Origin of the sequence: Idiomarina sp. OT37-5b (assembly GCF_002968395.1) — a bacterium.
Taxonomy (GTDB): domain Bacteria; phylum Pseudomonadota; class Gammaproteobacteria; order Enterobacterales; family Alteromonadaceae; genus Idiomarina; species Idiomarina aquatica.
On sequence record NZ_CP027188.1, the window covers coordinates 1,015,142 to 1,026,835 of the forward strand.

Annotated in this window: 15 protein-coding genes and 1 pseudogene; 10 read left to right on the forward strand and 6 right to left on the reverse strand. The window is 50.6% G+C overall.

Translation table 11 applies throughout. The features are described from left to right. The first annotated feature begins 73 nt into the window (after positions 1-73). A complete protein-coding gene (locus C5610_RS04635; RefSeq protein WP_105306130.1) occupies positions 74-1,879 on the forward strand; it encodes a M61 family metallopeptidase in 1,806 nt (601 codons plus the stop codon). Between the two features lie 2 nt (positions 1,880-1,881). Here C5610_RS04635 and queF read toward each other — a convergent pair whose 3' ends face one another. Further along, on the reverse strand, positions 1,882-2,712 hold the full coding sequence (queF, locus tag C5610_RS04640) for an NADPH-dependent 7-cyano-7-deazaguanine reductase QueF (RefSeq protein WP_105306131.1): 831 nt from the start codon (positions 2,710-2,712) through the stop codon (positions 1,882-1,884). Positions 2,713-2,770: 58 nt separating this feature from the next. Between queF and syd the strand changes: the two genes are divergently transcribed. From syd to C5610_RS04655, 3 genes are all read left to right on the forward strand, one after another. After that, positions 2,771-3,307 carry a SecY-interacting protein gene (gene syd / locus C5610_RS04645; RefSeq protein ID WP_105306132.1) on the forward strand — a complete coding sequence of 179 codons (537 nt, stop codon included), beginning with the start codon at positions 2,771-2,773 and terminating at the stop codon, positions 3,305-3,307. Between the two features lie 182 nt (positions 3,308-3,489). Beyond that, positions 3,490-3,870: a DUF3192 domain-containing protein gene (locus tag C5610_RS04650; protein ID WP_105306133.1), complete on the forward strand. Its 381-nt coding sequence runs from the start codon at positions 3,490-3,492 to the stop codon at positions 3,868-3,870. A 34-nt stretch (positions 3,871-3,904) separates the two neighbouring features. Then, on the forward strand, positions 3,905-4,573 hold the full coding sequence (locus tag C5610_RS04655) for a GNAT family N-acetyltransferase (RefSeq protein WP_105306134.1): 669 nt from the start codon (positions 3,905-3,907) through the stop codon (positions 4,571-4,573). An 18-nt stretch (positions 4,574-4,591) separates the two neighbouring features. Here the strand turns inward: C5610_RS04655 and C5610_RS04660 are convergent, their stop codons facing one another. Both C5610_RS04660 and C5610_RS04665 read right to left on the reverse strand, forming a co-directional pair. Next, a complete protein-coding gene (locus C5610_RS04660; protein ID WP_105306135.1) occupies positions 4,592-4,915 on the reverse strand; it encodes a DUF3301 domain-containing protein in 324 nt (107 codons plus the stop codon). A gap of 3 nt (positions 4,916-4,918) precedes the next feature. Beyond that, the gene (locus C5610_RS04665) at positions 4,919-5,953 is read right to left on the reverse strand and encodes a DUF3549 family protein (protein ID WP_105306136.1); all 1,035 of its coding nucleotides are present in this window, start codon (positions 5,951-5,953) and stop codon (positions 4,919-4,921) included. 92 nt (positions 5,954-6,045) lie between these two features. Between C5610_RS04665 and C5610_RS04670 the strand changes: the two genes are divergently transcribed. The 3 genes from C5610_RS04670 to C5610_RS04680 all read left to right on the forward strand — a co-directional run bounded on the left by C5610_RS04670 (position 6,046) and on the right by C5610_RS04680 (position 7,842). Then, positions 6,046-6,390 carry a YqcC family protein gene (locus C5610_RS04670; RefSeq protein WP_105306137.1) on the forward strand — a complete coding sequence of 115 codons (345 nt, stop codon included), beginning with the start codon at positions 6,046-6,048 and terminating at the stop codon, positions 6,388-6,390. Further along, positions 6,390-7,103, forward strand: coding sequence for a tRNA pseudouridine(65) synthase TruC (gene truC / locus C5610_RS04675; protein ID WP_105306138.1), 714 nt, complete (start codon positions 6,390-6,392; stop codon positions 7,101-7,103). The genes C5610_RS04670 and truC overlap by 1 nt, the downstream gene beginning before the upstream one ends. Before the next feature lie 151 nt (positions 7,104-7,254). Beyond that, positions 7,255-7,842, forward strand: a complete 588-nt coding sequence (locus tag C5610_RS04680; RefSeq protein ID WP_105306139.1) for a hypothetical protein — start codon at positions 7,255-7,257, stop codon at positions 7,840-7,842. Here the strand turns inward: C5610_RS04680 and C5610_RS13850 are convergent. Further along, positions 7,829-7,990: pseudogene (locus C5610_RS13850) on the reverse strand (transposase); the annotation flags it as partial. The gene C5610_RS04680 and the pseudogene C5610_RS13850 overlap by 14 nt on opposite strands. A gap of 132 nt (positions 7,991-8,122) precedes the next feature. Between C5610_RS13850 and C5610_RS04690 the strand changes: the two are divergent. Together C5610_RS04690 and C5610_RS04695 are read left to right on the forward strand one after the other, a co-directional pair. After that, positions 8,123-9,304 (forward strand): RNA-guided endonuclease InsQ/TnpB family protein, encoded by a 1,182-nt coding sequence (locus tag C5610_RS04690; protein WP_222843005.1) that lies wholly within the window; start codon positions 8,123-8,125, stop codon positions 9,302-9,304. A 216-nt stretch (positions 9,305-9,520) separates the two neighbouring features. Further along, positions 9,521-10,066, forward strand: coding sequence for a hypothetical protein (locus C5610_RS04695; RefSeq protein ID WP_105306141.1), 546 nt, complete (start codon positions 9,521-9,523; stop codon positions 10,064-10,066). A 41-nt stretch (positions 10,067-10,107) separates the two neighbouring features. Here C5610_RS04695 and C5610_RS04700 read toward each other — a convergent pair whose 3' ends face one another. Continuing rightward, entirely contained in the window at positions 10,108-10,281 is a 174-nt protein-coding gene (locus C5610_RS04700; protein ID WP_105306142.1) for a DUF6435 family protein, read from the reverse strand. Positions 10,282-10,415: 134 nt separating this feature from the next. Here C5610_RS04700 and C5610_RS04705 point away from each other — a divergent pair, with 134 nt between their 5' ends. After that, positions 10,416-11,114 carry a GOLPH3/VPS74 family protein gene (locus C5610_RS04705; RefSeq protein ID WP_105306143.1) on the forward strand — a complete coding sequence of 233 codons (699 nt, stop codon included), beginning with the start codon at positions 10,416-10,418 and terminating at the stop codon, positions 11,112-11,114. On the opposite strand, the gene C5610_RS04710 is transcribed toward C5610_RS04705, so the two are convergent. Continuing rightward, positions 11,089-11,604, reverse strand: coding sequence for a MarR family winged helix-turn-helix transcriptional regulator (locus tag C5610_RS04710; RefSeq protein ID WP_105306144.1), 516 nt, complete (start codon positions 11,602-11,604; stop codon positions 11,089-11,091). The genes C5610_RS04705 and C5610_RS04710 overlap by 26 nt on opposite strands. Positions 11,605-11,694 lie beyond the last annotated feature (90 nt).

Consider the following 11,694-nt stretch of genomic DNA (forward strand, 5'->3'; position numbering starts at 1 on the left):
GGAATCGTTCCATTTTGTGATAGCCTAATAAGCACCTTGTCACAGGAATTATAAAAATACTAGAGGAACCCTTGTGTTAAAACGGACTCTTATTGCAAGTGCATTAGCAGCACTGACCTTTCCAGCGGCGGCAGACGTTGATTACTACATCGATCTGACCGAACCGACGCACCATACCGGTGATGTATCCATTACCTTCCCGGCCACCGATAAAGACTATCTTGAGGTGAAAATGCCGGCCTGGCGTACCGGCTATTACCGCATTCTCAATTTAGCCAACGGCGTGCGGGAGTTTTCGGCGCAGACCGACGATGGAGAACCGTTGCAGTGGCATAAAGTGGACAAAAGCACCTGGCGGATTCAAATCCCGGAGACAGCAAAAGGCGACGAGGTTGTCGTTGATTACCAAATCTACGCTGACCTACTGGGTCGTCGCGCGCGCCATATTGATGACTCGCATGCGTATTTAGATGCGTCAGCGGTGTTTATGTATGCCGATGAATATCGTCAGCAACCGGTGTCGGTGGAGTTGAACGTTCGCGATGACTGGCGCAGTGTGTCGGGCATGGAGAAAACCGCGGAGCATCGTTTTGTCGCCGATAACTGGGACATTCTGGTTGATAGCCCAATCGAGACGGGTATTAATGATCTGTACCAATTTGAAGTTGACGGCCGCGAGTACGAGTTGGTGATTTGGGGAGAGGGTAACCTTGACCATCAGCAAACCGTGGAAGATTTGAAAAAGCTGGTAACCACCGGCCCTGAAATTTGGGACGGTTACCCCTATGAGCGCTACGTGTTTATGGTACACCTGACGACCGATGCCGGTGGTGCGACAGAACACCGCAACTCGACCATCATTCAGCGGCCTCGCTACCGTTATGGCTCACGCGATGATTACTTGTCGTTTATGTCGACCGCCTCCCATGAGTTTGTCCATACCTGGAACGTGAAGGCGTATCGACCGTCACCACTGGTACCTTATGACTATCAAAAAGAAAATTACACCGATCTGTTTTGGTTAGCGGAAGGTTCGACCAGTTACTTTCAGGATCATCTGTTGATGGTGGCTGATATCATGACCCCGGATGAGTACTTCGAACGCCTGGCGGATGATATTGAGAGCCATTACCGTAAGCCAGGTACCGAGGTTATGTCGGTTGCTGAAGCATCGTTTGAAGCCTGGAGTGATCAATACGGCGATCGGGCGCAAAACTTCTCGGTCAATATCTATTCAGAGGGCGCGATGGTCTCCTGGCAGTTGGATATGGCGCTGCTTGAAGCAACCGATGGCGAGGTGAGCTATCGCGACGTGCACAACGAGTTATATCAGCGTTTTGACGCTGACGAGGTCGGTTTTACGGCAGCGGATGTACTGACGATTTTGCAGGATTTGACCGGCCAGTCGTGGCAGAACTGGTGGCAACAAAACATCAACAGCCCGGTCGGAGAAATTCCGTTTGCCGATATGCTGGCGAGCGCCGGACTCGAGTTGAGCTTTGCTTCCGCGGATAAACAAACCCCTTGGGTTGGCTGGAGTGGTAACGCCGCGCCCGCGGGTATTGAGCTGACCCGGGTTGAGCGTAATGGTCCCGCCTGGAATGCCGGTTTCACGCCCGGCGATGTGATTGTCGCCTATGATGGCTTCCGTGCCGCCGGCGGACGTTTCGACGAAGCGCTGAAAGAGTACGAGGTGGGTGACGAAGTGGAAGTCACTTATTTCCGCCGTGATCAATTGCACACCACCACCTTAGTGATCGGTGAACAGCAACACACGGGCGCCTCAATTACGCCGGTTGCAGAACCAACGGCAAAACAAAAGGCGCGGTTCCTGCAATGGCTGGGTGTACCGCACCCGAATGCTTCACCAGCGGACTAAAACTACTGTCGCGCCAGTCGTTTAACGGCTGGCGCCTGCTCGAAGTTGGAGCGGAACGGGTTGATGTCTAACCCACCGCGGCGCGTATAACGTGCGTACACACTCAATTGTGCAAATCCCAGCGCAAACAGATCCTGATAAATGCGTTCAACACACTGCTCATGAAACTCATTATGACGCCGAAAACTGACCAGGTAGCGGAGCAATGAGGCGGTATCCAGTTGTGGACCGGTGCCGTGAATATAAACCGAGCCCCAATCCGGCTGATTGGTGATCAAGCAGTTAGACTTTAATAAATGACTTTTGTACTGCTGTTGCACCGGCGTCGTCGACACCACCTGCAATAAGCCGGGATCGTAATCGTAGTGGGTGATACGAATATCCTGATGATCGATGAGCTGACCGGGTAAATCATCGACGGTTTCGCCGGTAACATCGGTCAATGCGCGCAGCTCAACCTCAACGGCACCGCCGGCACAGTTCGATAAGTCGCGCTGCATCAAACGTTGTACCTGTTGCCAATGACTAAAGCGTGATTCGTTAAAGCTGTTCAAATACAACTTAAAGGACTTAGATTCAATCAGGTTGGGCGTGCTTGCCGGCACACTAAAGTAGCCCACGGCAACCTGCGGCAGACCCTGCTCGTTAAGCCAGGAAATTTCGTAACCGGTCCAATAATCCACGCCGTCAAAAGGCAATTGTGCATCCCTGATGCCGATCGGCTCACGGTTCAGCGCACGGGGCACGGCTTTAAGTTGGCCGGCATCGTATTCGGTTGGGTAAGCGGTTGTCTGACCCAGATTAAGGTGCTTTAACGGGTTGTCGTTTGGCATTTGTTCACTCCACGCATACAATGCGCGTAGTTTAAAGCCATTTAACAGCGAGTACCAGATGAGCGAAGCCCTGGACAGATTAATCGAACGTTACCGGACCCAGGTTGATCCCCTGATTACCGAATACGTTGCCGAATGGAACAGTCCCATCTATCGACAACCCCTGGATGAAGACCAGGTCGCCTGGCAACCGGTGCGACAACAACCCGAACTCGACTTCAGCGCTCTGGAAACAGCCCTGGAACTGACCTTTCACAAGCATGTGAAAGACTATTACGGGCGTTGGTTTGCCGGCGACCTGAACGTCATCGTTACTCATCAGCAGCAACAGCATGGTCTGTCATTGCTGCAAACCCAAGGGCCAGAGGATGCGGAACGGCTGTTGCAAAACATTACCGGCCACATTCTGATGAAGCGCAAGTTGAAGCAACCCGAAACCGTATTTATCGGCTTGGCGCACGAGGCCGATGACTTACTGGTCAGTATTGATAACCAAAGCGGAGTCGTTGGGCTTGAGTGGATAGGTAAAGCGCAACATGAAGTTATCGCACAGACGCTGGATGAGTTTCTTGAACTGTGCCAACCGCAGTGTTGACCAATAAGTCGCGGAACTCGCCAAATTGTTTGACAAACGCCTCATGCTGACAATAAAAAATGCTTTAAAAACAGGCTATTAAAATTTGGAACAGCATTTGCATTAACCTTAGGGAATCAGGGTTGCAGACCCGCTGCAACCGCCCCTGGAATGCAAAAATAACAATTTGGGAGAATTACTCGATGAAAGCATTACCCGTTCTTGCGACCGTTTTGGCAGGGTCTTTATTATTGCAGGGTTGCGTTATTGTAACCGAATCGGACTGGAAAGAAGGTCGTGCAGAGTACGACGGGCAGGTCGATGAGCGCGAAAATCGAAACCGTATTGCGGCGCTGCCGATGCAACTGTCGGTGAATGACGTTAAACAGCGCTTGGGCACTCCGGATTTTAGTGATCGCTGGCAAGCCGATGACAGTGACTACCAAGTGTTGTACTACCGCACCCACCGAACGCATGCTGATGGCATGACCACTCGTGATGAATGCACGCCGCTGGTTTTTGTTAACGGTGAATTAACCGGAACGGGTGATTTGGCACTCGACAGCATCAAAAAATCTCGCTAGGTTGGTGAAATAATAACAACCAAAGAGAGATGCAATGGTGCAGGCAACAACTGAGCAAGTCGACACGCACACAATCGCTGGTGAGTTGGTGTATTTGACCGCCGAAGACTTAAAAGCGGCGGCGTCGCTGTTATTCAAAACCTATCACGATGATGCGCTGTTTCAACGCATCTTTCGGGCCGAGAAAGCCGATTACGATAAGCGCCTGCGGGCGGCGATTCGCGAAGATCTGACGGCGTTTTGGGAAAGTGACCAACCCATTATTGGTGTGCGAGACGGCGACACGTTGCTCGGTGTTGCCTGTCTGACCCGGCCGGGTGCCAGTTTTGGCCCTAACCGTTTCTGGCACTGGCGTATTTCGATGCTGTTAACGGCGGGTTTCTTAAGTACCAAGCAGGTATTGGAAAAAGAGCGTCGTATTCAGCAGGCGATGCCGGATGTGCCTTATCATATGCTGGCTTTTATTGCGGTGGCGCCACAGTATCAACAACACGGATTAGGCCAGTTACTGGTGCAAGCGGTTGATACTCTGTTGCAGGAAGATCCCGAATCACAGGGCGTTGGCGTATACGTAACGCGCGACGACTATCGCGATTTTTTCCTCAAACGAGGTTATCAACGGCGGGCAAACATTAACGTCGCCGAGTTAAACGGCGACTTGTTGTTTCATGCCCGCAACAGCACGGATAGCGACGCCACGTAAGCTCGCGTGATGACGTTACTAGTGCAGTGGTTCGCGATTGGGCACACGAAACGGTGGTAATTCGACGCCGATAAGTTGTTGATTATGTAACTCCAAATCACCTTCATAGCGGGTTTCACCGTCACTGCTAAACCCCATTTTAAAGGTCGCCCGCCACCCCGGCTGACGGCCCTTAAAGGACCAGCGTGTGCGATCACGTCGGACATCCAACAATTGTAGCCCCTGCTGTTTGCAATAGTGCGCCGCGTGTCGGTAGGCGCTTTCCGATTGCTGTCGGTGCTGCCAGAATATCCAGCCGAGTAACAGCAGCCCGAGCAGTAGCAGAACATCCAATAAGCTCATGCCTTATCCCTGTACGTTTTGTTTTAGTCGGTTCAGTGCCTGCAAACTGTCGTTACTAAGCTGTCCCTGTGCCAGCAGGCTAAGCAGTAACGGGCGTAATTGCGGTAAGCTGATAATATCCTGAAACAAGGCATCGAACATTACCGGTTGCAATTGGGCGATGGCATGAATATAACGTGTTAACCGTGTTGGGTCAGCTAATGCCGGCCACAGTCGGGCGGCCATTACGGTCAGCCTGTCCGCGTCCAGCGATTCGCTTGCGGTTGTCGTCAGCTGGTTGCGAATCAATTGAATCACCGGCCCTTGTTCGGCACAAGAGGCTAAAGCTCGCATCGCGTCACAGCGTGTTTCCGCGGTACTGGTAGCGGCAACCGTGACCAATGCATCACGGAGCTTAGCCGGTAACGGTTGGTGCTCCAGTGCGGCGGCTAGCTGCTGACGAACGGCCGCTGGATAATCGGTGAAGTGCGACGCAATGGCGGCGCAGAGTTGCGGAAGCTGTGCCAGGCGTGCTGCACAATCGTGTAAACCCTGCATACCAAGGTTTTGCCAGTCCCCCTGTTGCGATGCTAAATAGGTTTCGGCGTCATCAAAATAGAGGCTAGGAGCCGCCCGGCGCTGAACCGCGATACGGGCATGTAAGGCCGCGCGCTGAACGTCACTCGGCGTGAACAAATAGGGGTTTTGCTTAAGCTGCTGCTCTTGCTCATCGGTTAAACTGCCGGTGATTTCGTGACCCAGAGCGTTGAGCACAAACTCCAGATAATGATCCCGGGCGGCGCTGCTTAATAAGCCTCGCTCATCCAGCGGCAATTGAATAAACCACAAGTAGTCGTTATCCGGTTGTTGTCGGTGTCGAAACAGCACCGCCAGTTGCGCCTGTTGACGAATCGGAAAAGGGTAGGGTTGTTGCTGACGTTCGATACGGTCAAAGGTGGTTTGGTCAATTTCGTGCAGGCAACGTCCTAAATCAAAGACCTGATAATCCGCTTTTCCCGCTTGTAAAAATTCGCCGAGCGTACTGATAGATTGCGTCACAACAACTCCAAAACTTGAATTTTATGTAGGTTTAACTCACTATTGCCCTCATTATATCGGTTTTACTGAACGAAGTGGTAACGGAGTCTCCGATGGAGCAGTATCAACGAGCCGCACGATTGCTCGATCGAATTGAACGCGAACTGAACAGCCTGGGTTTGTGGCAGTCACACCAACCGCCGGTACAAGCACTCGAAAGCCAACAGCCCTTTGCTATGGACACGTTAGAGTTCCATCAATGGTTGCAGTTTGTACTTATTCCAAGAATGTGGGCATTAATTGATGGTCAGCAACCATTGCCGTCGTCAATTGCAGTAAGCCCGATGGCCGCACATACCTTCCGCAATGAGCTGGAACAACACGAGCAACTGATCGAACTGATCCGCGAGTTTGATGTTTTGTTGAGCGGTACCGATCCGTTACAGGACGACGTCTAGTGGACTCATCGCCGTTACCTATTGTCTACCAGGACGAGTCCCTGGTAGTGATTGATAAACCCTCCGGGTTATTGGTTCATCGAAGCCGCCTTGCCTCTGATGCGAAAGTCTTTGCCATGCAATTACTGCGTGATCAACTCGGTCAGCATGTATTTCCGCTGCACCGATTGGATCGCCCGACGTCCGGGTTACTGGTGTTTGCGTTGGACAGTGACACGGCACGGTTAGTGAACGAGCAGTGGACTGAACGTGCGGTCGAGAAGACCTACCACGCGGTGGTGCGGGGCTATGTTGATGACGCCGGGATCATCGATTATCCGTTAAAAGAAGAGCTCGATAAAATTGCGGACAAAGATGCCCGCGAGGATAAAGAAGCCCAACAGGCGATCACAGAATACCGTTGTCTCAAGCGTATCGAACTGCCTTTTAAAGTGAGCAAAAAACACGATACCAGCCGCTATTCACTGGTCGAACTGAAACCCAAAACAGGGCGTAAACATCAGTTACGTCGCCACATGTCGCACATTCGCCATCCCATCATTGGCGATAGCCGTCATGGTGAAGGACGACACAATCGCTTTTTCCGCGACCAGTTTGGTTGTAACCGACTGTTACTGGCTGCGACGCACATCCGTTTTCAGCATCCACACAGCAATGAGGCACTGGATCTATCCATCGACATACCCGATGAACTGTTGCGGGCCTTTTCGTAAATAAATCCTTCCCCAACACCTTGCTGTTCAGCGATGCATTTTCTATTTCAGATACTTTTGTTTCATTTCGCAGTTATTTTGATAGTTTAATAACAACGGCTACGAATCAATGGGCTTTATTAAGCGACGCTGAATTTCATGGAGAATGACAATGAAAAAATGGATTTATCCGATTACGCTCGTTATCAGTATCACCAGCACAGCGGTTGAGTCATCCGAAAAAGACTATCTTGAGGAAGTGAATAAAGCCTTTCGCACGGTTGCTGAAGAAACCAAAAATAAAACGCTCACTGAAAAGATTTCTGTGTTAAATCGACTGTTAAATGAATTTTCGGATAATGAAATCGTTCACGACGCTTTGCTTCAGGAGATTGGCACGACGTACTCGTTCATGGGGGAGTATAACAAAGCGCTGGCATCATTTGATAAACGCGGACTTGCGGCTAAAACGATACCGCAGGATGTTAAAACGCTTGTGCCTGACAATGCCCGCTCTGCATTAGCGAATGAGGCAGAGAAGTATCAGATCGTGATGATTAATGAAGCTCACCACGTTCCTCAACATCGAGTCTTTACCCATCGTTTATTAGACGACCTTTGGCAACGAGGGTATCGCTATTTAGCGTTGGAAGCGTTATCAGAAAATGCGGAGCATGAGTTAGCAAAACTCCGCGTAAACCCTCGCCCAATCGGGCGGGGATACAAGCGGGAACCGCGCAGCGGTTCTAGTCCGGTGTAGCCTGACTCTGCACATACTCTCTCAGTGTTTCAATAGTTGCCCCGCCTGCACTACAGGCAAAGTAAGAGCGTGACCAGAGCGCTGCGCTTTTGCTTTGCCGGGGTATGTGGGTATTGAGTATGCGTATCCGGCGTGATGAAACCGATTGGTGGTAAAGACCAGATGCATAACCAGCTTGGTGACGCTGTGGCGTTTTCGGAGGTAATCTGACAGCAACGCTTTATTATGCATACTCACTTGAAGAGTGACCTTACTGGCATATAATAATTGAATCATATCAATGAGCGCTGAAATGTTAAAGGCCACGAAAGTACGCATCTACCCGACACCTGAACAGGCGGAATTTCTCAACCGCCAGTTCGGTGCTATGCGGTTCGTGTACAACAAGGCGCTGCATATCATCAGCTCACAGTACAAACGCCACGGGCTGAAGCTCAAGGCCAAGAAAGACCTTAAGCCGCTGTTGGCGGTGGCGAAAAAGTCCCGCAAGTATCACTGGCTCAAGGATTTTGACTCGATTGCACTCCAGCAAGCGTGCATCAACCTCGATGAAGCCTTCCAGAACTTTTTTGACCCGAAGCTTCCCGCCCGTTATCCGAAGTTCAAGCGCAAACACGGTAAACAATCCAGCTACCACTGCATGAGTGTGAGTGCTGGTGAGAACTGGATCAAAGTGCCGAAGATGAAACCGATTAAGGCGCGGGTCCACCGTGAGCTGGACAGAAAGCTCAAGAGCGTAACGCTGTCGCGCACGGTAACAGGGAAATACTATGCCTCGCTGTTGCTCGAAGACGGCTTGCAAACACCTGCCCCATTGCATAGCGTTGATACCGTGCTGGGCGTTGATATGGGGCTCACCCATCTTGCTATCGACTCCGAAGGTAACAAGACGGCGAATCCCCGTTTCCTGAAACGCGCCCAGTCTAACTTGCGACGCAAGCAAAAGGCCCTGTCCCGGTGCCGGAAAGGCAGCAAAGGACGTACGAAAGCACGTCTTAAACTTGCCAAGGCGCATGAGCGCCTAGCGAATGCACGTGCGGATTTCCAGCACAACCTGTCCCGACAACTCATTGACGAAAACCAAGCGGTGGTGGTCGAGACATTGAAAGTGAAGAACCTGCTGAAGAACCGGAAATTGGCGAAGCACATCGCAGACGCAAGCTGGTTCGGCCTGATTCAGAAACTGGAATACAAGGCGAAGGAGCAGGGCAAACATCTGGTCAAAATCGACCAGTGGTTCGCCAGCTCCAGGACCTGCTCCTGCTGTGGGCACAAGGTAGACACCCTGCCGTTGTCGGTGCGTAACTGGTCGTGCCCTGCTTGTAAAGCAGAGCTTGACCGCGACATCAACGCCGCGGTCAATATCCGCCAGCAGGGTATTATCAAACTAAGAGCCGAAGGACTGTCGGTTCCTGCCAATGGAGGCTTGCGTAAATCCGGCCACGCGCCGGTTGCTGCCTGAGAAGTTGGAAGCCTCGCCCGGCAGGGCGGGGAGCAGTCACATAAAGGTTACGTTTCAGAAAAAACCGGTTTTTACACAGCGGAACCCATTTTTGCCAATTTAGTTTTACACGCGAAGCGGCTTGGTTTTCAACTTGTCTCGTACGATTATGGCTCTGACGTTTCAGGCGACACAGAAGCCCGTGAAAAAGCGGCTGTTAATAACCTTCGTGACAAAGTGTTTAACCAAGAACCAGAAGCCAAAGTGGTTATTCATGTTGGCTACAGTCATATTGATGAAAGTGCGTGGCTGGCACACTATATAAAAGCAAGCTTAAATAGCGATCCGTTAACAATCAACCAAACGGATATTGCGCAAAAGAGTGAAGCCCAATTTGAGTCCGAGACCTACACCTGGCTGGCGGAAAACCATTCATTTGAACACCCCTTTGTACTAACCGATAGTGACGGCGAACTGTGGTCGCTGAAGCCTGATACCTATGACGTCAATGTGGTTTGGCCGAGGACGAGCTATCAGTCGAATCGGCCTGAATGGGCGCGCTTGGATCGGCAACAGCGGATTGTTGATAAGCAGTGGTGCAAGGGACACTTCCCTTGCACTGTCGAAGTTTTCAGGGTTGGACGGGATAATGAAATTCCAGCCGACCGGGTTATTGTTTCAAAGCAGAGTAAAGAGACCGCTATTTTTATTTCCGATGACAGTGGTCTGATTCAAGTCAGCAATGCACAGGGTGACGTTATTCACACAGAAGTCTTGAAATAAACAACAATAGTAGCTTGCCGAAATTTTCGCTCGGCAAGGTGTCAGCGTTTATTTTCGATACGTTGAATTTTTTGCCATAGCTCATCCGCTTGTTGGCTGATGTGAGAACTGTCACGAATATTGCCATTGCGTTGCATTTCCATTGCTTTTTGTTGGAGCTGTTGAAGTTCTTTACGCATTTTTTTGGTGGGGTTGGATTTAAACAAGCCAAACATACTATTTTCCTACTGTTTGAAGTTATTGATGATACGTAGTGTTTAAGAAAATAGTTTTTATCGGTAGGCTAGCGTTAACATTGTGGATAAAGTAAGACTCTCGCTAGAGCAATAGCTGCATTAAGGAGTTGAGTATGCCTGACCAGTTAACATTATACGAAGCCATTATGTTACTCGCTCTGTGTGAGGAGCGAGGCACAATGAACGGTGTCTTTGTCGAATACGCAACGGCCGGCGCACTGACCGCAGAGCTGTTGATGCTCGAGCGCATTAAGGTTGATGTCGATAATAAGGAAAAAGTGGCGGTGGTTGATGATAGTACCACCGGTGACGCGTTACTGGACGAAGCGTTAACGATGATAGCGCAGGCAAAGCGGCCACTGAACCTAAAGCATTGGGTGCAAAAACTGGGCAGAATTAAACACCTTAAACATAAAGTCGCACAGAAGCTGGCGGCTGACGGTATCGTGGCAGCGGAAAAAGAAAAAGTATTGTGGCTGTTTGAGCGTCAGGTCTATCCTGAACTTAATCCGCAACCGGAACAGCAGTTACGTCAACAAATGCGGGCCGCCGTGCTGGCCGATCATGACGATGTCGAACCCAACATTGCAATTCTGGTGGCACTGGCAAACAGCGCGAAATTACTGCCACAAGTGTTCACAAAAGATGAGCTGAAGCAGCGTAAAAAGCGTCTCAAACAATTAGAAAATGGCGAAGTGGTTTCAAAAGCGGCGAAGCAAGCGGTTGCTGCCATCGAGGCTGCGGTAATGATGGCCGCCATCATGCCGGCCATCTCCGCGGCAGCTGTCACGTCAAGTCCGGGGTCGTGTTAGCGCCGTCTTCCGGAGGCGCGTCGAAGTATCGCGCTAAAAGCTCGGTCAGTTGCCGTCTGTCGTCGCAATGAACGTGGGCTAATAATTGCTTTTGCGTTTCCACGTGAGCGAGGATGATGTCGTCGCTCATCGCCAGCGCCGATGGTGTTAATTGAACCCAAACCACGCGTTTGTCGTGTTCATCCGTTAAGCGACAAACCCAGCCCTGTTTCTCAAGCCTGCCCAAACGACTGGTCATACTGCCTGAGGTAACCAGCATTTGCTCCAGTAACTGACCTGCGGTTAGTTTATACGGAGGACCTGACCGCCGTAATGTCGCGATGACATCAAAACCCGCATCGGTGAGTCCGAAACGTCGAAAAGTCTGGTTCATTCGCGTTGTCATTTGTTTGTGGACCAGTTGCAGCCGGCCAATCAACATCATGGTTGAAGTATCTAGCTCAGGCCACTCTTTCGCCCACTGTTGTTTTATTTTTTCTAAATTTTGCATCGTTTAGGTGAACCATTATGTCAATAAACAAGGTATTATCTTTAATTCAAGATAATTAACTGAAACGAAAAACTCAAGGAAAACAGGCTG